The sequence below is a fragment of the Rhodococcus phenolicus genome, assembly GCF_001646785.1.
Lineage (GTDB): Bacteria > Actinomycetota > Actinomycetes > Mycobacteriales > Mycobacteriaceae > Rhodococcus > Rhodococcus phenolicus.
The window spans coordinates 1-23,295 of sequence record NZ_LRRH01000036.1; the positions used below are offsets into that span (position 1 = coordinate 1).

The window sequence follows — 23,295 nt, forward strand, 5'->3', positions numbered from 1 at the left end:
GCGTCGCGGTGGAACACTATGCGGTCGACAAGCCGTCGACATCAATTTTTGCCGGAACAGCTGGGCTGACCCCGGACCCCCTCAACTATGGGTGGCGAGACTATGGAATGCGGGTGGGGATCTGGCGGATGATCGAATCGCTCGATCGTCACGGAATGCGGGCGACCGCCTTTGTGAACTCTGACGCATGTTCGCTTTATCCCCAGGTCATCGCGGCCGGAAACGAGCGCAACTGGTCGTGGGTGGCTCATGGTCGCGACAATTCGACCTTCCAGAACGGGATGGAGAAGAGCGTAGAGAGAAAGTATCTTGAAGAGGTCGTGGACGAAATCGAGCGGCACACGGGGACTCGTCCGACTGGTTGGATCGGTCCCGCGCTTACCGAGACATTTGAGACACCTCAGATTCTCGCCGAACTGGGGCTGGAATATGTGCTGGACTGGTGCGCCGACGACCAGCCGTTCTATCTCAATGGCGAGAAGCCGATGCTCAGTGTCCCGTACTCGACCGTTTTGAATGATGTGATGCTGTTCGGCGGAAACGGTCTCAGCGGTGAGGGCTTTGTCCAGCTGATTAAGGACCAGTATGAGCAGCTGTCTAAGGAAGCGGATGACCATGTGCGAGTAATGGGCATTGGCCTTCACCCGTTCATCATCAACCAGCCGTTCCGTCAGAAGTACCTTGACCTGGCCCTGGATTTCATCGCCGAACAGGACGATGTATGGATTACTACGTCGGATGATATCGCGGCTCACTTCAAGAATAATGTTGCGGATCGTCCTGCGGCCTAAACAGATAGATTGGGTGGTGTAACAAGCCCACCCACGTATGTCCTCCGTGTCAAGGGTGCCGAAATCTCGACGGATCTCGCCCCTGGGCACCGGGGACTTCTCTGTGCTGTTTTGTCGCGCGTCAGACTTAGTGGCGGGGCTGTTGTTTGAGTCCTGAACGGGGAATCTGACATGGGAAGACCGCCTGTGATCCCGGTGGAGAAGAAGACGAGCATCGTGCTCAGCGTCCTGGCTGGCGAGGTCTCGATCGCGGAGGCCGCGCGGCGGGAGAAGATCAGTGAGCAGTCCATCGGCCGTTGGAAGGCGGAGTTCCTCGAGGCCGGGAAGACGGCGTTGGCGGCGGGGAGGTCTGGTCCGTCGACGCGGGAAGAGCAGCTCGAAGCCGAGGTGGCAGACCTGACCCAGGCGCTGGGTGAGGCCGCGGTCGAGATCCGTGTCTGGAAGAAGAGCGCTGAGGGCCGCTTGGGCCCTTCGAGGACCTCGAGGTGATCCGTGTCGAGGCGGGCATGCCGACGTCGAGGTTCGTGGAGCTGATCGGCGTGCCCGAACGGTCGTACCGCCGCTGGCAGGCCAAAGCCAAGGTTGATCGGCCGCCGAAGGGGCCTTGGCCGCAGCCTGCCAGGGACGCAGCCCGCGAGCTGGCCACGAAGCACGCGCTCGCGCATCCGGCGTGGGGGCATCGGAAGGTCTGGGCGATGGTGCGACATGACGGGCACCGGGTGTCGCAGGCGACCGTGTTGAGCACGCTCCGCGACGACGGGCTGATCCTGCCGGCTGAGTATCAGCGTGAACGGCGTCGTCTCGCGAGGAGCGTAAGGCGGCGTTCGCGCAGACTCCGACGGGCCCGAACCAGGTCTGGCAACTGGACTTCAGCGAGTTCGAGACCGCCCAGGGCGGGACGTGGCGGATCGCGGGATGCCGGGACTGGTACTCGAAGGTGGAGCACCCGTTCCACGTGTCGCCGACCGCGAACCAGCACGATGCGATTGCGGCGATCGAACTCGCCCTCGCCGACTACGAGCCCATGTTCGGACGCCGCTGATCGACGCGTGCCAGATCGATGAGACGACCGGGGAGATCGTCCCGGTCCTCACGATCGTGACGGATAACGGCGGCCCGTTCCGGTCGCTGAACTTTCAACTGTTCATCACCACCCATCCCGAGCTGCGTCACGTCCGTACGCGAGTGAAAAGCCCCGGCCAGAACGGGTCACGCGAACGTGGGTTCGGGACGCTGAAATACGAGCGGCTGTTGCTCGACGAGATCTCGAACGCACTTGAGCTCGTCGCCCGCGCGGAGGACTACCGCGTCGAATACAACGAGATCCGCCCTCACGAAGCGATCGCCTGGAACCGCCCCCTCAAAGTCCACCTCGGCAAAGCCGACCCGACCATCCCCAACTTTGAAAGAGAAGAAATCCTGCCAACTACTTGACGCGGGACAGAAGAACAGGTTCGCGGTGTCGGCGTCGAACGGGAGGTAGCCGACCTCGTCGATGATCAGCAGCCGGTAGCGGCGGAGCCGTTTCAGTTCGTGCTCGAGGCGCCCGTCCGGTGCGCGGCCTGTAGCCGGGCGGCCCAGCCGGTCGCGGTGTTGAACGCGACGGGGTAGCCGGCGTGGCAGGCCTTGATCCCGAGCGCGATGCCCAGGTGGGTCTTCCCGACGCCGGGTGGGCCGAGCAGGATCACGTTCTCCGCTTTTGCGATCCAGGTCGTCGTCGCCAGATGCGCGAGGACGTCGCGGTGCAGCGAGGGCTGGTGGTCGGCGTTGAAGTCCTCGAGGGTCTTCACTTGGGGGAAATGGGCGCCGGCGATCCGCAGGCTGGTGCCGTTCGCCTCTCGGTCCGCGACCTGCCGTTGTAGAACCGCGGCGAGGTACTCCTCGTGCGACCAGCCCTCGTCGCGGGCGGTGACGGCGAGGTGCTCCCAGACCCGCCCGATCGTCGGTGTCTTCGGCGCGCGACCGAGATACCCCATCGTCGCGGTGACATCGACGGCGGCCATTACAGCACCTCCCCGGTGGTCGGGTCGTACCGGACTCCGAACAGGTCGTCGTAGTCGCCGGGGTCGCGGAACATCACCCGCCGTTCGGTGAGGCGAGCTCGGCCCTGGCCCGGTCGCGTTTCGCGGCCGCGTACTGCGACCGCAGCCCTTTCGCGGTGAACACGTGTCCGGGGCCGGTGACTGCTAGCGGCCATGCCAATCTCCCTGTAGGCGGACACGTACTTCCCTGCTGACGGTCAGTTGATCTCCCTGTCCGTGGCCAAGGGATCGGGCCGTGTCGGTCCCGCGAAAACCCGACTTGGGCCAATTTAGTGCGGAAGGTCGGGGGCGTTGAGTCGGTCGATGAGCTCGGCGAATTCGGTGGGTACCGGGGAGGCGGCGTGGACAGTCTGCCCGGCGATGGTCAGCTCGAAGGTGCGGTAGCGCTTGAGGGTCCTGACCAGGCGCTTGATGGATAAACCGGAGCGTTTCTCCGGCAGGTGACCGACTGCCATCGCGGCCATGACGACGGTCAGGTGGGCCTCGATGGACTGGCGAGTGTGATCGGCCGGGCCTTCAGGTCCGACTTGGACATCCGGAACGTCTTCTCAATCCTCAGTAGCTGCCGGTACGCCGAGATCACCTGCTCGGCCGTCAGGTCCACGCGAGAGGTCTGGTAGCCCTTGACCCCCGCCAGGGCCCGATTCTTCTCCACCAGGGCCCAGTTGACCTGCTTCTTCGGTGCCTTTAGATCCACGAACCGGTTGCGTTTGATCGCGATCATGCCCGCCACGGCCTTCTCGGCCTTGTCGACCTGCTCGGCGATGCCCTTGAGGGTGCGGCGGGCCCGGTCCCACGAGTACTGGTAGTAGGTGATCGAATGCGGCTCGCCGTCGGGGCCGCGCCCGGAGCGGTCCGCGGAACTCCAGATCTGCCCAACGGTGTACTCGGCCTCCGGATTGGCTTACCTCCACGCCTGTAGCGGATAGGGGATGTCCGGGGTTCGTACGCCGAGGATGTAGTGCAGGCCAGCATCGACGATGGCCTTCTTGTTCCCATCGGAGAACATGCCGGCGTCGGCGACGACGGTGATGTCGTCCACGTTGTAGGTGCCGGCGAACCGTTCGAGCATCGGCAACATCGTGCGAGTCTCCGCCAAGTTCCCCTCGAACGCCTCCACAGCCAGCGGGAATCCGGTGGCATCCCTCTTTGCCTGACTGCTTGTGAGTCACTGACTGCAAGAAGTCTGGAGTGTTCACTGATGTATATTGCGCCTGGTTATACGGATGACGAGATCCGGTCCATCGTGTACGAGTACGAGCGGCTGCGCTACGGGACGAAGTATGCGTGGGTCGACAAGCAGTCGTTCTCGATGCATCAGCTTCGGCGGTGGCGTGACGCGGTCTATGACGGCGACCTCGACCGTGGTCTGGTTCCGCGAGAAGGTGTGGACCGTTCCCGTTCTGGTGGACACTCGGAGATGAGCGGTGAGTTCCCCGATGGAGGGAGCGGCCCACGGGATTGATGGAGACATTGGTGTGTCCCGGATTTCGTCGGGTTGTCAAGGGCCATTGAGTTCTGCCCAGGCGCGGTCGTGAAACCTGCCCGGTGACGGTCACCAGATCTGCTCGAAGATGGCCATGGGATCTGCCCAGGGGCTGGCCATCTCCGGTCTCCGGGTTGTCAGGCCAAGGGTTTGACCCCCTTGCCTGCGAGTGCTTGGGAGAGGCGGACGGAGTCGCCGCTGGTCTGGCAGACGTGGGCGTGGTGCATGAGCCGGTCCACTGTCGCGGTGGCGATGGTCTTGGGCATGAGTTCGTCGAAGCCGGCCGGGTGCAGGTTCGAGCTGATCGCGATAGCCCGTTCTTCGTAGGCGGCGTCCACCAGTCGGTAAAGCCCTTCGGCGGCGTCGATAGCTACCGGCAGTAGTCCAATGTCGTGGACGATGATCAGGTCGGCGCGCAGGATTTTGGCGATGGCCTTGGTGACGGTGTCGTCGGCGCGGTGACGGCGTGGGAGAACGCCGAGGTCTTCCAGGGTGAACCAGGAGACCTTCAGCCCCTGCTCGACTGTCTGCTGCCCGAGGGCCTCGAGCAGGAAGGTCTTGCCGGTCCCAGAGGGCCCGCAGACCCGGCGGCAGCGCGTCGAGTAGCAAGCGAAGCCCGGTCGCGGCCGCTGGCCTCCTCGGCCAACAGCGCACGCGGCACCTCGGCCGGGTCCCAGCGTTGGGCCTTGGCGGTGGCGATCACCTCGGGCGCATGACGGCGGATGTGCGGCAGTCGCAGGCGCCGCAGCACGGCATCCAGGTCGGCGGGCAGCGGCGGACTGGCCGGCACACCCAGCGCCGGAACCTCGGTGGTGGTCATCGGTCTACCTCCTCAGAATCGGCGGCCACCGGTGATTGCCCGCCGAGGGCGGCCCATCCGGAAGTGCCCTGGGTCAGCGACCGGTCCTCACCTGCTGTGTGGGCTTGGCCGGCACAGCCGGAGGCGGCGTGGTGGTTCAGGATCGACGGCAGATCGGCCTCGGCGAACCGGCTGTGCAGCGCCGCGTGACCGAGCGCCCAGTCGACCTCGCCCGGGTCGAACAGTTTGGCCAGGGCGACGGCCTCGGCCATCTTCACCCGCATCCTGGCCGTGCCCGCGGCGGCGGCCTCGGTCAGCCACAGTCGGGCCCCGTCACCGAGGGCCAGGAACGCCGCCTCTGCCGCATTCTTGGGTTTGGGTTGGCGGTGCAGAGCCCCGGCCGGGGCGTCCGGGAAGTGCGCATCGGCAAGTCGTGGGCTGCCCGGGGTGGCCCGCGGGTGGCGGGCCACCTCCACCGGCCCATCCGCTCCGACGTGCACCACGACAATCTGCTCGCCGCCGCCAGCACCGTACGGGCGGACCCAGACGGTCTCACCGAGCAGCGTGTGCGGCACCGAGTACTCCCCGGACTCGAACGTCACCATCGGCGAGTTCACCGGCACCTGCCGCGTGGTCCCCAACGCCACCGTGTACGCCTCGGCCAGCACGGTGTGCAGGCGGGCCCGTTCCTGGGCGAGCATCTCGGCCGGGGCCCGCCGGGTGACGCGGTGCTCCCGATCGTTGATCTGCTCGCACCACTGCTCGCAGGCGTCCTCCAGTTCGGCGAACGAGGAATACTCCCCGCGCAGGTTCGTCTCCTTGGGCACCAGGTCGGCTTTGGCGACCTTGACCGTGGACTCGCTACCACCCTTTGAGGCAGGGTCCGCGGGCTCGCACGTGAGCACCGTGACCCCGTAGTGGCGTGCGAATGCCACCACCTGCGGGTTGCGCACCGCCATCCCCGCCACATGCTCCACGGTGACGGTCTTCTCGTTGTCGGTCAGCACATACGTCGGCGCCCCGCCCAGGCGGCGCAGCGTCACATCCAGGGCAGCGAACACGCTCGGGGCGTCTTGTCGCGGATCGTCAGGACCATCCGGAACCGTGACCACGCCAGCCACGCGCAGAACAGCACGGTCTTGACCCCGTCGATCACCGGACCGTCACCGAAGTCGTACTGCAACCACAGGCCCGGCTCGGTCACCCATGGCCGGTGCACCCGCGCATTTCCCAGCCGGTAGGACTTCTTCACCGCCGCCACCGCCCGACGCGTGGTGCGCTCCGAGCCGGTGAACCCCACCGCGAGCAGCTTCTCGTGAACCACGTCCGCGCGGATCTTGCCGCCCGAGCGCTCCACCCACTCCTCGACCTTTGGCATGAACTCATCCATCAACTGCGGCCGAGCCGCCGGCTTGTCGGTCAACCGGCCCGCATCACGAGCAGTCACATAGCGGGCCACGGTGTGGTGCGAGACCCCGGCGAGCTCGCCGGCATCCCGATAAGACCCTGTCAGATCGAACGCTTCGAGAATTTCCATGATCTCCTCGGCAGACTTCATGTTGTCCCTCCTCGGGGCGATGGGCGCTTCAGCGCAAGTGGGTGAGCCGGTACCGGCAACTGGGCAAGGCCAGCATGGTCGACCGCTCCAGCCGCCCGCACCACAGCCCGACCCAGACTCCGCGGCGTCGGGAACGGCGGGTGATCGGCCTGCACGTGTCCCGCCGGTGGGGCCCGGCCCGGATCGCCTACCACCTGGACATGCAACCGTCCACGGTGCACAAGATCCTGTCCCGCTACGACTGCGAGGAATAGTCAAATCCTGTGGATCGGGGATCGTCAGGCAACCTCGGACACCGGGGTGTCGGGCGAGGGTTCCGGGGTGATCTCGACCGGTCGTTCGAGGAGCTTGCCCTTGTGGAACAGCGCGCCCGCTCGCACCAACGCCACCAACTGTGGGGCGTTGACCGCCCGCCACCGCGACTGGGCCGCTTCGATCAGCTTGTAGGCCATCGCCATCCCCGCCGCCCTCGAGCCCGGACCCTTCGTCACCCTGGTCCGAAGCCGCACCGTCGCAAAGGTCGATTCGATCGGATTCGTCGTACGCAGATGCACCCAATGCTCGGCCGGATACCGGAAATACTCAAGTAGAACGTCGGCGTCGTCGACGATCTTCGCGACCGCCTTCGGATACTTCGCCCCGTAGTCCCGCTCGAACGCCGCGATCGCCACCCGCGCCTTGTCGAGGTCCTCGGCCCCAATAATCTCCTTCATCGCCGCCAACGCCCCCGGATGCGCCGATTTTGGAAGTGCAGCAAGTACATTGCATTGCTTGTGGAACCAGCACCGCTGTTCCCGGGTGTCCGGAAACACCTCCCGGATCGCCCGCCAGAATCCCAACGCCCCGTCCCCGACCGCCAACACGGGGGCCCGCATTCCGCGACGGCGGCAGTCGCGCAACAGATCGGCCCAACATTCGGTCGATTCCCGGTACCCGTCGGCCAGGGCGACGAGTTCCTTACGGCCGTCGGCAGGACCCCGAGCATCACCAGCAGGCACAGTTTCTCCTGCTCGAGGCGGACCTTCACGTGGATGCCGTCGACCCACAGATACACGTAGTCGACCTGCGAGAGGTCGCGCTGGGAGAAGGCCTTCGCCTCGTCCTGCCACTGCGTGGTCAGCCGGGTGATCGACGAAGCGGAGAGCCCGGCGCCGGATCCGAGGAACTGTTCCAGCGCGGGCCCGAAGTCGCTGGTGGAAAGGCCGTGCAGGTACAGCAACGGCAGCACCTCGGACACCTGGGTGGACTTGCGTGCCCACGCCGGCAGGATCGACGATGCGAACTTCTTGCGGGCACCGGTGTCGGGGTCGACACGCTTGTCGTTCACGCGTGGGGCTTTCACCGTCACTGCGCCGGCGGCGGTCATCACGTCGCGTTCGGCGTGGTAGCCGTTGCGTACGACGAGGCGGTGACCGTTGTCGTCGACTTCACCGGCATGTCGGGCGATATAGTCGGCGACCTCGGCGTGCAGGGCCGCGGCGAGCATCTGCCGGGCACCGTCGCGGACGATCTCGTCGAGCAACGAGTGCGACGAACCGGTCTCGTTCGGGTCCTGGTCTTCGTGTACTACCGTGAGCACGGGCGTGCCTTCCCGCCAGCGCGCCAACGCTGGTCTTGATCAGAATTCCGATTCCTTGCAGATCATCTTCCGGGAAGGTGCGCCCTCCCGGGATCCACAGGTTCTGATCATTGCTCATCGGGAACACGACGACGCCAGTGGTCAGCAGTCCCGGTTTCTCGGTCCGGTCCGTGCCCGGTGTCCCGATCAGTACCACGGGCTCATCGCTGGTGAGCAAAGGAGCTTCGGTGTGGTAGATCGCCCATTTCAGCCCCGCGAAAGTGAGCACCAAGGGAAACCACTGCTGCAACATCAGTTGCAGCGCCTGTGCCTTGAGGTCCGCACTGATCGGTTGCGTGCTTCTGATCTGTTCGGCGCGTGCAGCCACGAGTGCTTCGTCGTCAGGATTGCCTCCGGTCAAGACGAGGTGAAATCGGGCAAGAATAGTGGAGAGTTCGATCGGGTCTTGTATGTCACTCCACTGGATGAGTACTTCCTGCTCCTCACGAAACGCTCGTCCTCGTACGTGCTGGGCAGCAAGGTAGAAAGACATGTCGGTGATCATCGAGGAGTTCGTGATGATCCCGGGCTCGTAGAGCAACAGCGTGTCGATATCGCGCTTGGCGTCGTCTTCCAATGCCCCCAGAAGGACTTCGGTGAACAGCGGCGGTGTCCTGTCGGGATCGATGTCCGGCGCTTCGAGACGATAGAAGTCCTCAAGGTAGCCGACTCCCTTCAAACCCAGATTCCGCTGCTGTCCGGTATCAACCAGCGTTCGACGTACTTGACCATTGACCGCGAAACGCGCCAGGTAGGAGCGCGGAACGAAGTGGTGTTTCTTCGGTGCCGAAGGGTCCGTTGTATACGCCTTCGCCCTCTCCACAATCCGATGGATCCTGTCGTCGAAACGGTCACCGCGCATATGGGGATAGTGACACGCGTATCGGACATCTCGTCTCTACGAGCTTCACGAGCAGTGATGAATCGCGGCGCCGATTGGGTGGGTCGGTGATCTGCTCACCGCGCTCTACAGTCCCTCGAACACCCCCATCAGGTTCTCGAGGAGCGCATTGGCACGGGCTTCGATGTCGTCGAAGACGTCGGTGAGGTCTTCGAGTGCCTCGTGATCGCGGCTGCGGGCAGCGGTTCCGCGCTCGTAGTAACCGGAGTCGAGTTCGATCTCCGGCTCGACCCAGGTATCAACGTCGTCCAGTTGGGGGACAGGTAGCGCTCGACGCACCGGGGCACGACCCGAGAGGTGTGTCCGCACCAGCATCGACACCGACTGCGGGGTCATCGGTTGTGCGTAGGGGAGGTGGCCCCAGCGGTCGATCGGACACAGCAGCGGCTGGCGGGCCTGCTCTGCATCGAGCGGATCCGCGACGATGTCGATGGGGTCGGTGAGGTGATGGCGCAGCAGGTGCGTGCCGGGATATTGGTCGAGGAACGTCTGGATCTCTGCCCAGCGCTGGTAGATCCCCACCGCAGGGTTGTCCCCGGTCTCGGGATCCGGTGGGAGGCGGAATCGTTCGCCGGTCCGGGTGGTGACCACGAGGGTGTCGTCGTCGAGGCGGAGGTCGTGGCGGCGCAGCCGGGTAATGTCGGCGAACCGCATGCCGGTGGCGGCGAGGACCAGCAACAGGGCGTCGCGGCGGCCGAACAGTCCGCTCGGCCACCCTTGAGTGGGTAGCTCGGCCGCTTGCTGCAGCAGCAGGCGTCCGAGCCGGTCGAGACGCGAAGCGCGAGTGGTGTCGAGGTGCCGGCGTACCGTCTCGGTGCGCCCGGGCGGCGGGTAGCCGTGATCGGTGTGGACGGTGTTAATCGCCGACAGCCGGCGCCGCTGCGTCGCGACCGCGGCCGGGTGTTCGTGCAGGAACAGTGTCAGGGTCTCCGGCGCGGCGGGAATGGGATTGTGGTCGGCGGCAGAGCACCAGTCGGTGAACAGCGCCCAGTCGTGCCGGTAACGGGCGGGGATCCGCAGGCCGAGGTCGGCATCGTGAACATCGTTGCGGTGAATGGACTCTCGTCCGGTGCTGGTCGACTGGCGGAGTGACGGTATTCGGTGGATGCGGTATTCGTCATGTCTTCCTGGGGTTGTCATGGGTGTGTCCTGCGGTGTCGGTTCGGATGGCAAGGTAGTGGGTCCAGTCCCGTCGTGTGCGGCCCGCCCATCGGGTGGCGGTGGTGATGTGGATGCCGAGCACATCCGCGGCGATGGGGGCGGGGATCTCCCGAGCCCAGGCAGCTCGGGCTGCGTGTCGAGCGGGCCGGGGGTCGATCCCACAGGTTCGAAGGTTGCGGGCCAGCACTTTCGGTGTGGTGGGCTTGCCGATCCTTCTTCCCTGGAAAAGGAAGCGGGTCGTATCGCCGGGACGCGGGAAGGGGGCACGGCCATCGGCGTCGTCGGCGAGACTGTGCACGAGCGTGGCGAGGGCCGGAGGGAGCGGGACGGTGCCGTTGCCGATGCGGAGGTAGGCATCGGTATCGGTATCGATGATGTCGCTGGTGGTGAGATCGGCGATGCTGGTGATGGTGCGTCCGTAGAGCAGTACCAGCGCGCCGCTCGCTCGCACGTGCAGGGGCAGCGTCTCGTCGTGCAGACAGCGAGCGAGCATTGCCCAGCGGTCGTCGTCGGCGAGGATGTGTGATGGTTCGCCGCTGTGAGGGTTCGGCACGACCAGGTCGGTGCACCGGTGGTGGGTGGTCGCCCAGGTGATGAAGTTGGCCAGGAAATATCGGTAGCGACTGCCACCGTCGAGCCAGCGATCGAGGTCGGCTTGGGTGGCGGTGGCCAAGGGGGTGTCGTGTTCGTCGAGCCAGGACAGAAAGTCCAGGGCGAGGGAGATCTGGCTGCGGGCGTAGGCGGCGGCACTGTCGGTGACCGGGCGGTTTCGGGCGCGGCGGCGGGCTCGCCGTAGCACGTGCCAATGCGCGAAGGGACGCACCAGTTCACCGTGGTGGGCGGGGTGGCTCTCGAGAATCTCGTCGAGCCACGGTCCGATCCGTTCGATCAGGTCTGTGCGGTCGGGCAGGATCCCGGCGTGGACGAACAAATCGCGCAGCCGGGGTAGCGCTGCGCTGTGGGGGACGCTGTCGAGCAACTGATGGGTGATCGGTTCGTCGTGAGCGCGTAGGGCTATCTGGTGCAGCAGAGCAGCACCGCCGCGCCGGCGGCGCAGCCAATACCGGGTGATCTCGGGGTTGGGCACCGTGCGGAAGACCTCGTCGAGCACGGTGAGTTGAGCGGCGATGCCCCGCTGCGGCTCGGCGATCACAGCGTGCAGGGTGGTGATCAGGGCGTCGTGGCCGGTTTCGTCTCGACGCCGACGGACCCGGCCGGGTGATTCGGTCAGCTCGGGTTCGAGGATGTGGCCGGCGTCCCGGCACGGCAGACACACCGGATGCTGCGCACGCGGATGGGCCGGATACGCGGTGCCGCAGACGGTGCACGACCGCAGGCGTCGGGTCCGGCAGCGGATACAGATATCCGGGCTGGTTGCCGTGGCGCGGCGGTCGATGCGTCGCTGCTCACCACAGGCGCCGCAACGGCGCAGGGGCCGGCGGTAGCAGGACTTGCAGATCGGACCGTCGGCGGTGTGAGCGTAGGTCGAGGCGGTGTGCTCGCAGCGACAACAGCGCCGCTGCGGGGCGCGATAGCAGTTGGGGCACACCGCGGCACCGTCGGCGCGCCGAGTCTGCACCCGCAGCACCCGTCCGCAGGTGCCGCAGGGTTCGCGCCTGCAGGGGATACACGAGCGGCACAAGGGATCACCACGGTCGGTGTGGGTGGCGATCGGGCGATCGTGCCCGCAACGTCCGCAGGGTGCGCGATGGTAGAAGCGGCGGCAGTTGTCGCAGACTCGGCCGCCGTCGACGATGTGCGGCAACAGCACGAGCCGACCGCAGCGCAGGCAGCCGGGGACGACGACGGTGGTGTGGCCGGCGTCGGCCAGCAGCCCGGCCAGCCGTTGCACCGCGATGGGCGCGTCCGACGACCCGGAGATCAGCGCGTCCGGATGCTCGGCCAGGTGCGTCTCGAGGCGTCGCAGGGTGTGCGCGACGGTGGCACGCTCGACGAATTGTGTAGCGGCGGTGGGGTCGAGGTCGGGCACCACCGCGCAGAGCCGGGCAGCGGCCCGGTCGAGTACCGTCTGCCGCCGTTCCCGGCGGGCCCGGGCGGCGGTCATGTCGACCTCGGCCGACGGATGGTGGTGCGCCGAACCTGCGGCGGGGCAACTCGTTCGGCCGGGCCGCCGGTCTTGGCGACGGGGGTGTTGACCACATCGATCTCGATCAGATCGTTCGGGGTGCAGGCGAGGATGTCGCACAGGGCGGCGAGGGTGTCCATCGACAGTCGCTGTGGGGGTGCGGTGACCAGCCGGTAGACCTGCTCTCGCGAGAGGTGGATGCCACGCTCGGCCAACAGCGGCACCAGGTCGGTGGTGGCGAACATGTCCTGCTCGGCCATGCGTTTGCGCAGATTCCAGCGGTAGCCCATCTTCTTGATCATCAGCGCTGCTCCCACAGTTCGGTACGGTCCTGCAAGGCGCGCCGGATCAGCCGGCGCCGGTACTCGTCCGAGACCCCCGTGTAGAGCGCGGTGGTCGACGCGTAGCGGTGCCCGACCTGCTCGGAGACGAACCGTTCCGGGTAATCGAACTCGACCAGATGAGTGACGTAGGAATGACGCAGGCAGTGCAGATCCAACTCGGTCGGCAACCCGGCCGCCTGCCGAGCCGAGGCGAAGGCCTCGTTGATGCTGCGCATCGACATCCGCCCGGCCCGTTCGTTGACCCACACCGCTGCCAGCGGACCCGGATGCAGCAACGGACGCACCTCGGTGACCCAGTGCTCGAGCACCTCGACGATCCAGTCCATCTCCGGCACCGTGAGTACGGTGCGACGCTTGGGCGGACCGCCCTTCGACGCTTTACCCCAGCGCACGAACCACGCCCCGTAGCGGCCGTACTGCCCCGCGGTGGGACTGTGCCGCCGATCCGCCAGGTCCAGCCCGTACGCCTCCCGGCGGCGCAGGCCGTAGGCGTACACGGTCTTGAGCAGCGCCGCGTCCCGCAGCGCCGTCAGCGCCCCCTTGCGACCCCGCCCGCGGATCTGTCCCACCCGGGCGTCGGCGGCATCGAACAATGCTTGGACCTCGTCGTAGGTCAACGGGCGCCGCCCCGGCTGTCCCTCGACGTCGGCGACATGCGCGATGGTGTTGCCTTCGTGGAAGATTCGCTGTGGCACCTGCGAGAACCGTTGCTCGCACACCGCAGGCCACCCGTACCGGCGATCGGTGACGTACTCGACGAACAACGCGATCGCCATCTCGTAGCTGCGCGCCGTGGACACCACGATCGGTCGCGCCCGCAGTTCCGAACGCAGATGCGTGATGAAATCTTCCCCATCGACCGGTTCCCACTGCCACGGATACGAATTGGTGAACTCGGCCATTCGCCGCACCACCGCCACCCGCGGACCGATCGTGCCGGACTCGCTCAGAAACCGGGTGCGTTGCTGTCGCTGCCACCCGGCGAGCATCGCCTCGAATACCGCCTGCTGCGGATCCAGGTGCACCACCGCATCGGCCAGCACCAGATGCGCCGCACCGGGCGGATCGACCACCGAATCCATATGTTGCATTGAACACAACATTGTTGAATTGCGTGGCCGAAACGAGGTGTTCTGCCAGGTCACGGCCCACGCAGGCCGGATACTCGACGCACGGGCACGTCCCCTTCGCCGCACGTCGAGCACTTCTCCCCCGCTTTCGCAGTGTTGCATCCGATGCAATTCCGCCCGGTTCGCGCCTCACAACCCGAGATTCGTGACGGCGTTGCCGATGAGTGGGGCGTGTTCGCGGGCGTAGGTTTCGAGCATGGCCGGGGTGCTGTGCCCGGTCTGGCGCATGATCGCGTGCGCGCTCGCGCCGTTGCGGAAGGCCTGGGTGACGAACCCGGCCCGCAGCGAATGCCCACCGAGCTGTTGGACGATGTCGGGGTCGTAGCCGGCCTGTTCGGCGCGGCGGCGGATCACCTGGTGCACCGCCGCTCCCGACAGGGCGGTGTCGGAGAGGTTGCCGTTCTTACGGATCGCCCGCAACCACGGCGAGGACGGCACCATGCGCGGACGCACACCGCGGCACACGTGCGCCTCGAACGGTTCGGCGGTGCGCAGCAGCCGGATGACGGCGGGCCGGCCCCCGGTGTCGAAGGCGGCGACGACCTGGGCCCACCGCAGCCACGCACACGGCGGGCAACTGGTGTGGGAGTGGGTGAACGGCAGGGCTCGGACACTCCCCCGCCCTTCCTGATCCGTCTTGGTCTTGCGCAGGCGGATGTGCAGCCCGTCGAGCCGATGCAGCGAGACGTCGCTGCAGGTCAAGGCGACGAGTTCGCTGCGCCGGAACGCGCCGGCGAAGCCCAACAAGAAGATGGCGGAGTCACGGCGTTCGAGGACCTCCGCGGCCCAGCTGCCACTGTCGGCGCGCATCTTTTCGACGATGGTGACGATGTCGGTGGTGAGCAACGGTGCCCGCGGGGTGCGGGGCCGCTGTCCCGCCGTCGCGTAATCGCGGCGGATCCCGGACAGCGTCGCGGTCACGAGCTCGTCGCTGCCGGGGGCGGGATGGCCGGCGCGGCGGTGGTGGTAGCCGATCCCGGCGACCCAGCGGGCCAACGTGGAGGGGGAGTAGGCCCGCTCCCCCACTTCCGTGACGGTCGCGGCGGCCTCGAGGAGGTAGGCGGCGACGGTGAGCGGATGCGCCGGCAACGGGCTGTGGCCTTCGCGCTGGCACCAGGCGGTGAACCGGGCCCAGTCGGCGGCGTAGTTGCGGCGCGTCGACTCCGAGCGCGACCGCGAGACGGTCCCCGCCACCTTCGTGAGGGCCTCGGCGGACAGGGCCGGGACGGACGGCACGGCGGGGTCACCAGGGGTCGGGACAGGCACGGAAACGTCGTCGGGGTGGCTGGTGAGCAGGTCGTCGGGCACGAACACGCAGCCTACCGGCCGCTTCGGACAGGTTTCCACCGGAAAACGCGCTCAGCAGGGGTTTCGGGCGAGATGGTGCGCTAATGGCAATTAGAAGAGCCCACACCACGCTATGCAGGAGTGACTAGACACACGTGAACGTTTTACAACTTTTGCGTAATTCTTGTAGGTCCCTCGCGGGGGACGTGTCTTTTTTCCGACTCGTATCACCTCCGTTCATATCCAAGTTCCATGTCACGCCAGCGAAGACCCGAAGCGTCTCGGACCAGCGAGAGTAAGGCTAGGTCTGGGGCCAGACGGCGCCGCGGCCTGCATGCAATGCTCGAACAATGGCACGAACGTGGTTGTCGGTGACGGTGGAATTGCTCGGCGGGCGCGGCGAGGAGCTGTGGCCATGGCCCGGCCGTGTCTTTGCGGTCGGACCAGCGCACACCTTCAGCGACCTTGCGAACGCGATCAATGACGCTTTCGCCCGGTGGGACCGCTCGCACCTGGCGATGTTCACCCTTGCCGACGGACGCATAGTCACCGACATCGAGACCGGCGCCGAGATGGTGGAGTCTCTCGGTGGGGCGATCCCCGAGGTGGTGGACATGGAGTCGGCTAAAGTCGCTCGGCTGCTGGGGCTCGGCGCCGAGTTCCAGTTCACCTTCGACCTCGGTGATAACTGGACCCACCGCTGTGTGGTCGGCGACGAGAAGGTCGACCCCATCGAGGTGGTGGGTATCCGTCCCGATGTCCCCGTGCCGTACTGGGGTTGGGGCACCATCCCGGACCAGTACGGGCGCCGGTGGGCCGACGACGACGGGCAGAGCCCGCGTCCGCGCAGACCTAGCCGGTCGCATCCGATGCTGTTGCACGCCTGGCCCGCACAGGACCAGATTCCCGCACTCGATATGTCCGAGCTGCGGTCCGCTATCTCTGCAGCAGATGCCGCCCGGTTCCTCGGCGCGGTGCTCGGACACGACGTCGACGATGCGCTGCAACACGTGGGGACCGGCGTACCGATGGCACTGAAGCAGCGGCGGGAACAGGCCGAACCGGTGGCGGTGGCGGTCATCAACCGGCTGACCTGGCGCGCTGGTCCGGGTGACGCGGTGCTGGCCGAGGACCTGCTCGCGTGTCTGCGCGGCGAGCCGTTGTCCGGGAAGGTGGTGCCGGTCGACCTCGAGATGCTCGGTAGCGAATTGGAGGGGGATCCGAACATGTCGACGTGCGGTTACGTCGACCTGCGCACCGGACAGGTGTACGACGCTGGCAGTACCGATTCGATGTTGGTCGGAGAGGACGCCGCCGTCGACGTCGAGGCCGAGCCCGATCGTTGGCTTCGATTCGGCAGGGCAGGCTCGCGGGGTGGATGGCATGACATGGCAGCGTTTGCCGAGCGGCATCATGATGCGGCACTGCGGCAGCGCCTGGAGCGGGCGATCGAGGGGAAGGGTGCGTTCGGCCGGTTCCGTGACCTCGTCCATCAGGAGGGCCTCGCCGACCGGTGGTACGTCTTTTCCGCCGATCGTCAACTGGGGCGTGCCCGTGAGTTCCTCGCCGACAAGGGCATCCGCGTGAGCTGACGGGCGCCGTATGCCGTGCCACCTGTGTCCATGACCGCGCATACGGAGGTGATGAGGCTGAGGATTTTCGCCGAGTTCGTGAGAATTACACGCGGGTACGACGTTGCGAACTCGCAGCCCGGAAAATCGGAGAAGTGACGAACGAGCCGGGAACCTACATCTCGCTCGCCGGTTCCGGTTCTCGGTGTCGGCTTCGCGGTGTCTTGTAAGCAGGTGCTGTTTTCTCGATTCGGTGGCGACAGTCTCGATCACGATGGACGAACTGACCGGCCCGACTCTCCGTCTACATTCGCTCGGCTGTGCGGAGGCTCTTCGCTGCAGTCGTCACCAGGCGTTGGATGTTACGTCTTACGTTTATCCCGTCATAGGAACGAATCGGCTTCAGTGCCAGGTGACGTCGATCTTGTCGATGGCGTCGAAGTGGAAGCCGAACTGGTCGCTGTAGACGTCGAATCCCTTGTTTTCGGGATAGTCGATGGTTGCGTGACGTTCGAGGATGGCGACCACGCGGGCTTGGTCGTCGTTGGCCAGCGCTGCCGCCAATGCTTGTGATTCTGCGGCGCTGAAGGGGACGTCGGAGTTGCCGAAGTCCAGTGTGCGGGTTCGGTAGTCGTATCCGGTGTCGTCGCCATTGCGGACATGCACACGACCGGTGACGCGGATGGTGGCGATCTTCGGCGTTCCGTCCGGGTTGAGGACGCCTGCCTTGTCCATGACGTCCTTGGCTTTGACGTCCTTGAGTTTCGATCGTGCGTCGTTGCGCAGTTCGTTGGTCTTGCCGGAGATGTACTTGCGTACCGACGAGGGGCTGCGGCCGATCTTCCTGGCGACCTCGTTCACTCCTCCGAGCCGTGCGATGGCGGCGCGGCGTTGGGCCAGCTCGGCGACCTCGGCATGGGGGATGCGTCCTTGCTGGGCCCAGCGGCGCAGGGTGCGGTCCGATGGCGGGGTGCGGCCGGCGTCGACGGCGGCCTGTCGCAGTCCGTCGTTGCCGATCTCAGTGCGGATCTGCTTGACCGAGACTCGTGAGGTCAACCCGGCCAGGCCCCGGCTGGTTTCTTGTGCCTTGGCGACACCGGCAGCCGCTGCGGCGGCGACGGTGACCTTCATGCCGTCGAGGCCGACGGTTTTCTGCGGCACAGCTTTCGATCGGGGTTTCGGTAGATGCAGCGCCATCTACTCCCCCTCATCGGTGCCGTACGCTGCGGCGATCGCCAGACGGACCTCGTGGGTGGTCTCGGCTGCTGCGAACGCCAAGAGCATCTCGTCGGTGAGATCGACGTGCTTTTCGAGAACCATCTTGCCCAACGCGTCGCTGTCGTCGGCGAGGGTCTGCCCCTCCCCCACCAGGTACACCCAGGAGTCGGTCATGGTGCGGATCGGCCAGCGTCCGGTCTCCCGGGCGATGCGCATCGCGACGCGGCGACCACGCCAGCGGCAGTGCGCCATGATCGCCGCCCGCCACAGTGGCTGGTGGTGGTGTTGCATGCGGGTAGCGGTCCACATGTCTGGGTTGACCATCCGCCCGACATAACCTTTGTAGCAGGCGCCGAGGAACCGTTTCATCGCCGCATCTCCGGTATCGACCGCGACGGCACGGGCCTCGCGCAGGACCTTGGCCCACTTGTCGAGGGCGCGACGTAGACCCAGGCTTCGGTGATGCCGAGATCGTCGATGTCCAGGCCCATTCCTCCGTCTGCGATGGGAGCGCACAAACCATCGAGGCTGACGGTGGTGATCCATGTCTGTACGGGTCGGTCGTCGAGCATGGCCGGGTGGGGCAACGGCAGCTTCTCCGGCAGGGCGTACTGGCCTGCGGCGGGCAGGGTTACGCGCCAGATTCCGAATGCCGGCTTGTCGGCGGCCCCCGCAGCGGCGGCATCGGCACCGAGGAGGTTGCGGACCCGGCCGTAGCCGAAGGACAGCATGCCCGCCGAGGCCAGGTAGGCGGCGCGCTGGTCGATGGTGACCAGTGAGGTCACACCGTCGAGATCGTCGGCATCGGGAATGCGGGACCAGCCGGCAGGCGGTTCGAAGTCGCCCCGTGGTGCACCGTCGATGGGCGGGAGCGGGCCTCCGGCGGTGACGACGATGCCCTTGCCGGTGCGCAGGCGCTCGCGGCGGATTTTGTCCAGGACCGCAGCACCGGTGCGGGCCGGTGTTGGTCCGGGCAACGTGTCGAGGTGTTTGACGGACCAGGCGAGGCGGCGGCCGAGTTCACGTGCGGCGGGTAGGTCCTCGTCGGGCAGGTAGGTACCGGCGGCGGGGTTGCCGAGGATGCCCATGTCGCCGACGCGGTTACCCCAGCCGAAGTCCTTGTTCCAGTAGGTCCACACGTAGGGTTCGAGGACGAGGTCGACCATCTGGGTGGCCTTGCCGACTTTGCGGATCAGGTGGATGACGTAACCGGGGTCGCCTCGCAGTTCCCAGCCGGCGGTGATCAGCGGCGGCAAGGTTGCGGTGATGGCGTGGGTCAGTTCGGTCGCGGCGCGCTGACGGAGTTGTTCGAGGTCGTCGACATCGTCTTCGCTACCGGGGTCGATGGTCCAACCCAGCTGGGCACAGGAGTCGATACCGACGAACCACACCTGGGCAGTGAGGCCATGTGGGGTCAACGCGGCCCAGTGCAGAAGCTTGTCCAGTTTCTCGATCGTGTCGACCGGTCCGGTCAACCGGGCACCTGACGGTGTGTAGGTGGCCTCAGCGGTGACGATGATCGCGTGACCGTCGGCGTCCTCGGTGACAGGTAGGGACTCCCATGGGCGAGGTTGGACCGGGAGTTCGTCTCTCTGATCGGCGCTGGCGGCGACACCGGTGTCGGATGGGACGGTGTCGGCGTCGGTTGGCGACGGATCTTCCGCTGACATATCCGGTGTTTCGGATGGCGGCTCTTCGGATGCCGATGGTTCAGCCGGCGGCTCTTCGGGTTCGGGGTCGAGATCGAAAAGGGCGATCTGGTCGTCGATTCCGCTCATCGGCTCACCACTGCAGCCCTTCTGCCATCCGCCACCGAACCTGTCTCCGAGTCGTGCCTACCGGAGCTCGAGTGCATTGATGAGTTTGCGGCGCTCGTCGTCGGAGAAGTGCTTACGCACTGCCGCGGCCAGCACATCCGGATCAGCCCCGAGTCTTTTGAGCGCTTGTGCGACTTTGTCCACCGGTTCGAGCTTGCTGGCGGGTTCTTTCGGCTGCGGTGCTTCGGGTTCCGGAGCCTGTGCGTCGGCTTCGGGTGCCGGCTCAGGGTTCTGGGCCGCTTCCCATGCCGCGACCTGTTCCTCGAGCGGGACTCGGGCCAGAGAGCGGGCTTGCCGGACGGCGAGATCCCCTGCGCGCAGGGCTGCCTGCAGTTCGGGTGCGAGTTTGAGCAGGGCGCGGCGCTGGGAGACCCAACCTTTGGAGCGGCCGAGTTTCTTTGCTGCTGCGTCCGCGCTGCCGAACTCGGAGACCATCAGCTCGACTGCCTTGGCTTCTTCGAGGACGTCGAAGTCACGGCGGTCGATGTTCTCACTTGTTGCTGCCCAGAGGATTTCGCCCTTGTCGACGGCGATGCTGTCGCGCAGCACCACGTCGAGTCCGGGGCGGCCGTACTTCTGGGCGGCGGCGAGTCGACGGTTACCGTTGACGACGATGTACTGCGCTGCGCCGATCTCGTCTTCGTCTTCGGGCCACAGTTTCAGCCAGGCGGTGCGGCTGACGACGGTGCCCGGTTGCAGTTGCCGGTCGGCGATGGTCGCCAGATCCGACAGGTCCCCGAGTTCGTCACGCGGGTTGCGCGGGTTGGCGATGAGCTGGTCGACCGGAACATCGGCGAGCAGTTGGCCTTCGAGCGGCTCGATCGTGGTCTTCGTCTTCGTGGGTGTCGGGGTGCGCTTGCGGTCGACCGGAGAGTGCTCGCCTACTGCTCCGACCAGAGAGGCGAAGTTCGCGCGCCCACCCTTGGGCGGCATCAGCGACCACCGTCCGCGAGCTCGAGGCTGAGCTTGTAGAAGTCCTCCCGTGCCTGCAGAGAGACGCGGTTGGCTTCGTACTCGGTGACAACGCGGCCTTCGGCGGCGGCGCGGGTGTGGACCTTGTAGTGCCGCACCACTGTTCGGGCGAGAGGCCAGCCGTTGGCCTGGACGAACTCGCGGGTCTGTTCGAGATCGACCTTGCCGTCGCGGGGATCCCAATTGTTCACCACGACAATGAACTTCTTGCCGAGAGGTTCGATGACCTGCTTGATGGTGCGCGCCGTGGGATCGAAGCACAACGGTTCGGGTTCGATCGGGACGATGACCAGATCGGCGACCTCGAGCACCGCGCGCAGAGCGTCGGCGGAGCTGCCGGTGCCGAGAACATCGGTGCCGTCGTCGGCGCCGGACAGGTCGATCCAGCCGGGGGTGTCGACGTAGACGTGCTTGATGCCGGGGAGTTTGTCGAGATTGCGCAGCACGTCGAGATTGTCGTGGACCTGGTCGATCAGAAAGGGTAGTTCTTCGACGCGCGAGGCCCACCAGACCGCCGAACCCTGGGGGTCGACGGAGATCGCTGCGACCGGGGATTGAACGTCGTCGTCGTCACCAGCGGTGAGAACATCCGCTTTGACGGCGGCGAGGTTCATTGTGAGGGTGGATTTTCCGACGCCGCCCTTTTGGTTGAGCATGACATGAACAGCCACAGATTACCTCCGTATGCTTCACCCCACGGTGGGGCTACTTCGGACTCGCGTCGTCATCTCTTGGCGGAGATGACGATTGCGCCTGCACCACTGTAACGGTTTCGATGCAGTTGCGTGAGGCGCGCAACTCGTACAATAGACCCTTACGGGTCTACGGAACAAGCTTTCGCCGTATCATCGCAGATGTGCTTCGCTACTTGACTTTGCACGAGGTTGCCGACCGTGTCGGCATCACCTACAACACTGCCAAAGGATATCTGCGGAAAGGTGTTCTGCCGCAAGCTGATGCGTCGATCGGACCCCGGTTCGGTTGGCTCCCCGAGACTGTCGACGCGTGGATGGAAACGCGGCCCGGTCGAGGTCGACGGGTGCACCAAGGCACTCCCCCAACTCGAATTCGCCTGGGTACTGGATCAAAAAACCTCTGAGGGTTTCGGCGTGTCGCCGATGTCACTGTGAAGGCGTCACGCATGTGCTGAACACGGTGCGAATACTGGCGATCTAAAGGTATCCCCCACCCCTCTGGAATTTCGTCACTGTGACGATTTAGGGCCAGCTTCCTGACCTGCTCGGTAAGGGGCGCGGTATCTTCCTGAGGCCGGCGTAGTTATGCCCTGCTCAGAACTGCCGGTTCTCCCTGCCCTGAAGCGATTCGTCGCATTCGTCTCCGAGTTCTGTCCATGCCATGCGCGGGAGCAGCGGTTTACCGCGGTAAACTATGGCAGGTTCTGCGGTCGACGCGCCACTCCTTCAATGAGTGCAGTCCGAAAAGTCACGCTCCCCATGACGCATCTCTCCTACGCATCAGATCGGACTTTTCATATGCAGCGACCGTGCATGCATGAACGGAATGTGCGCCAGAGCAACCCAGCACGCGTAGCGCTTCTCGGTCTCTGTCATCGGCGCGGTCGGGTGGGAAGGCGTACCCACCTGCGGTGGGATGCGCTGGGCCGAGTGTGCATTGGCTCCCTCTCCCCCGCCGCCCTTCTGTAATTCGCGCCTCGGGGAACTGGTTCGTATCGCTGAAGGAGCACAGATTCGTCGCGAGCGGGAGCTTGCGAAAGAGAACGTGTTTACCGCGGTAAACACGCCTGTCGCCAATGTTCTCGTAGGTCGCTCCTGCAGCTCGCAGCTGTCTATCTTTACTTGATCTCATCGCTGCGAGAAGAGTGTCGGGGCGGTTTACCGCGGTAAACCGCCCCTCCCCTCGTCGAGCGTATGTGAGCGTTCCTCCGCTAGCGCTATCTGGTCGTTCCTCTGCCTATGCGTGTCGCCGAGGTTCGTCACGGACGCGGGTGGTCTACGCCAGCCCAGTATGAGCTCATCATTCATCCCATGGCGCTAGGTTTACCGCGGTAAACCAATCTCTTGTCTCTTGATGCCTGAGGGCGGGGCGAATGCGAGATGGCTTATCCGGTCGAGCCGCTCTCCGGAGCATTGAAGGCACAAGACTAGCTCGGATCCACGTCTCGTATTCGTGTCAGGCATTCTCCCCTGTTCGCTGCGTGGTTTACCGCGGTAAACCAGGTTCACCTGTCTATCCCCTACGTCACCCCATCCTGTTTGCGTTACCAACCCGTTTCCTGGCGGAACGGGTCTAGTTGCCCATCTCGGATGGGCTCGATAGCAGATCGCGTAAAACCACCCGTGGTTTACCGCGGTAAACCGTATAGAGGCCGGACTATCTGGCCTACCTTTGCCGCCGCGTCGCGCGCTCGCAGTTTATGGCCAGCCGGTGGTTTACCGCGGTAAACAAGGGGGGCGCGCCTAGCTGACACCTGCCATGAGGCCGGCAAAGGTTACCGCGGTAAAAAAGGAGGCAGATACTGGGTGATCTCGTAGG

14 protein-coding genes and 7 pseudogenes are annotated in these 23,295 nt (G+C 65.5%); 5 read left to right on the plus strand and 16 right to left on the minus strand.

Going from position 1 to position 23,295, the window contains the following annotated elements; translation table 11 throughout:
* The 3 genes from A8G15_RS11230 to A8G15_RS31785 all read left to right on the plus strand — a co-directional run.
* Positions 1 to 791: polysaccharide deacetylase family protein (locus tag A8G15_RS11230; RefSeq protein ID WP_156665340.1), on the plus strand; the 791-nt coding region annotated here is incomplete at its 5' end.
* 171 nt (positions 792 to 962) lie between these two features.
* Positions 963 to 1,280 (plus strand): transposase, encoded by a 318-nt coding sequence (locus A8G15_RS11235; RefSeq protein WP_156665341.1) that lies wholly within the window; start codon positions 963 to 965, stop codon positions 1,278 to 1,280.
* 696 nt (positions 1,281 to 1,976) lie between these two features.
* A complete protein-coding gene (locus A8G15_RS31785; protein ID WP_245687807.1) occupies positions 1,977 to 2,225 on the plus strand; it encodes an integrase core domain-containing protein in 249 nt (82 codons plus the stop codon).
* Here A8G15_RS31785 and A8G15_RS11245 read toward each other — a convergent pair.
* From A8G15_RS11245 to istA, 5 genes and pseudogenes are all read right to left on the minus strand, one after another.
* Positions 2,211 to 2,794: pseudogene (locus tag A8G15_RS11245) on the minus strand (ATP-binding protein); the annotation flags it as partial. The gene A8G15_RS31785 and the pseudogene A8G15_RS11245 sit on opposite strands and share 15 nt — an antisense overlap.
* On the minus strand, positions 2,794 to 2,988 hold the full coding sequence (locus A8G15_RS11250) for a hypothetical protein (RefSeq protein ID WP_156665342.1): 195 nt from the start codon (positions 2,986 to 2,988) through the stop codon (positions 2,794 to 2,796). The pseudogene A8G15_RS11245 and the gene A8G15_RS11250, both read right to left, overlap by 1 nt.
* 114 nt (positions 2,989 to 3,102) lie before the next feature.
* A pseudogene (locus A8G15_RS32500) lies at positions 3,103 to 3,977 on the minus strand (IS1634 family transposase); the annotation flags it as partial.
* A gap of 479 nt (positions 3,978 to 4,456) precedes the next feature.
* Positions 4,457 to 5,139, minus strand: a pseudogene (locus A8G15_RS11265) (ATP-binding protein).
* Positions 5,136 to 6,676, minus strand: a pseudogene (istA, locus tag A8G15_RS11270) (IS21 family transposase). Before istA ends, A8G15_RS11265 begins: the two co-directional pseudogenes overlap by 4 nt.
* Before the next feature lie 35 nt (positions 6,677 to 6,711).
* Between istA and A8G15_RS11275 the strand changes: the two are divergent.
* Positions 6,712 to 6,915, plus strand: a pseudogene (locus tag A8G15_RS11275) (helix-turn-helix domain-containing protein); the annotation flags it as partial.
* A 39-nt stretch (positions 6,916 to 6,954) separates the two neighbouring features.
* Here A8G15_RS11275 and A8G15_RS11280 read toward each other — a convergent pair.
* The 7 genes and pseudogenes from A8G15_RS11280 to A8G15_RS11305 form a co-directional block, all read right to left on the minus strand.
* Positions 6,955 to 8,198, minus strand: a pseudogene (locus A8G15_RS11280) (IS256 family transposase).
* A complete protein-coding gene (locus A8G15_RS31805; RefSeq protein ID WP_082899818.1) occupies positions 8,104 to 9,156 on the minus strand; it encodes a DUF4238 domain-containing protein in 1,053 nt (350 codons plus the stop codon). Before A8G15_RS31805 ends, A8G15_RS11280 begins: the two are co-directional and overlap by 95 nt.
* A 105-nt stretch (positions 9,157 to 9,261) precedes the next feature.
* Positions 9,262 to 10,335: a site-specific integrase gene (locus A8G15_RS11285; RefSeq protein ID WP_245687805.1), complete on the minus strand. Its 1,074-nt coding sequence runs from the start codon at positions 10,333 to 10,335 to the stop codon at positions 9,262 to 9,264.
* Positions 10,313 to 12,421 carry a hypothetical protein gene (locus tag A8G15_RS11290; protein WP_068159117.1) on the minus strand — a complete coding sequence of 703 codons (2,109 nt, stop codon included), beginning with the start codon at positions 12,419 to 12,421 and terminating at the stop codon, positions 10,313 to 10,315. Before A8G15_RS11290 ends, A8G15_RS11285 begins: the two co-directional genes overlap by 23 nt.
* Positions 12,418 to 12,744, minus strand: a complete 327-nt coding sequence (locus tag A8G15_RS11295) for a helix-turn-helix domain-containing protein (RefSeq protein WP_068159118.1) — start codon at positions 12,742 to 12,744, stop codon at positions 12,418 to 12,420. The genes A8G15_RS11290 and A8G15_RS11295 overlap by 4 nt, the downstream gene beginning before the upstream one ends.
* Positions 12,744 to 13,868 carry a tyrosine-type recombinase/integrase gene (locus A8G15_RS11300; protein WP_068159130.1) on the minus strand — a complete coding sequence of 375 codons (1,125 nt, stop codon included), beginning with the start codon at positions 13,866 to 13,868 and terminating at the stop codon, positions 12,744 to 12,746. The genes A8G15_RS11295 and A8G15_RS11300 overlap by 1 nt, the downstream gene beginning before the upstream one ends.
* A 177-nt stretch (positions 13,869 to 14,045) precedes the next feature.
* Positions 14,046 to 15,224, minus strand: coding sequence for a site-specific integrase (locus A8G15_RS11305; RefSeq protein ID WP_068159132.1), 1,179 nt, complete (start codon positions 15,222 to 15,224; stop codon positions 14,046 to 14,048).
* Positions 15,225 to 15,553: 329 nt separating this feature from the next.
* Here A8G15_RS11305 and A8G15_RS11310 point away from each other — a divergent pair, with 329 nt between their 5' ends.
* Positions 15,554 to 16,795 carry an IS1096 element passenger TnpR family protein gene (locus tag A8G15_RS11310; protein ID WP_068159120.1) on the plus strand — a complete coding sequence of 414 codons (1,242 nt, stop codon included), beginning with the start codon at positions 15,554 to 15,556 and terminating at the stop codon, positions 16,793 to 16,795.
* Between the two features lie 381 nt (positions 16,796 to 17,176).
* Here the strand turns inward: A8G15_RS11310 and A8G15_RS11315 are convergent, their stop codons facing one another.
* The 4 genes and pseudogenes from A8G15_RS11315 to A8G15_RS11330 all read right to left on the minus strand — a co-directional run bounded on the left by A8G15_RS11315 (position 17,177) and on the right by A8G15_RS11330 (position 21,437).
* On the minus strand, positions 17,177 to 17,971 hold the full coding sequence (locus tag A8G15_RS11315) for a hypothetical protein (RefSeq protein ID WP_068159122.1): 795 nt from the start codon (positions 17,969 to 17,971) through the stop codon (positions 17,177 to 17,179).
* Positions 17,972 to 19,770: pseudogene (locus A8G15_RS11320) on the minus strand (hypothetical protein).
* Between the two features lie 57 nt (positions 19,771 to 19,827).
* Complete coding sequence (locus A8G15_RS11325) at positions 19,828 to 20,742, minus strand: ParB/RepB/Spo0J family partition protein (RefSeq protein WP_068159124.1); 915 nt, start codon at positions 20,740 to 20,742, stop codon at positions 19,828 to 19,830.
* Positions 20,742 to 21,437, minus strand: a complete 696-nt coding sequence (locus A8G15_RS11330; RefSeq protein ID WP_080597800.1) for a ParA family protein — start codon at positions 21,435 to 21,437, stop codon at positions 20,742 to 20,744. Before A8G15_RS11330 ends, A8G15_RS11325 begins: the two co-directional genes overlap by 1 nt.
* Positions 21,438 to 23,295 lie beyond the last annotated feature (1,858 nt).

Bases quoted from the DNA above. Each gene is read 5' to 3' on its own strand.
- A8G15_RS11235 (WP_156665341.1), top strand. From the start codon at position 963: ATGGGAAGACCGCCTGTGATCCCGGTGGAGAAGAAGACGAGCATCGTG.
- A8G15_RS11250 (WP_156665342.1), bottom strand. From the start codon at position 2,988: ATGGCCGCTAGCAGTCACCGGCCCCGGACACGTGTTCACCGCGAAAGG.
- A8G15_RS31805 (WP_082899818.1), bottom strand. From the start codon at position 9,156: ATGCGCGGTGACCGTTTCGACGACAGGATCCATCGGATTGTGGAGAGG.
- A8G15_RS11285 (WP_245687805.1), bottom strand. From the start codon at position 10,335: ATGACAACCCCAGGAAGACATGACGAATACCGCATCCACCGAATACCG.
- A8G15_RS11290 (WP_068159117.1), bottom strand. From the start codon at position 12,421: ATGACCGCCGCCCGGGCCCGCCGGGAACGGCGGCAGACGGTACTCGAC.
- A8G15_RS11295 (WP_068159118.1), bottom strand. From the start codon at position 12,744: ATGATCAAGAAGATGGGCTACCGCTGGAATCTGCGCAAACGCATGGCC.
- A8G15_RS11300 (WP_068159130.1), bottom strand. From the start codon at position 13,868: ATGGATTCGGTGGTCGATCCGCCCGGTGCGGCGCATCTGGTGCTGGCC.
- A8G15_RS11310 (WP_068159120.1), top strand. From the start codon at position 15,554: ATGGCACGAACGTGGTTGTCGGTGACGGTGGAATTGCTCGGCGGGCGC.
- A8G15_RS11315 (WP_068159122.1), bottom strand. From the start codon at position 17,971: ATGGCGCTGCATCTACCGAAACCCCGATCGAAAGCTGTGCCGCAGAAA.
- A8G15_RS11325 (WP_068159124.1), bottom strand. From the start codon at position 20,742: ATGCCGCCCAAGGGTGGGCGCGCGAACTTCGCCTCTCTGGTCGGAGCA.
- A8G15_RS11330 (WP_080597800.1), bottom strand. From the start codon at position 21,437: ATGCTCAACCAAAAGGGCGGCGTCGGAAAATCCACCCTCACAATGAAC.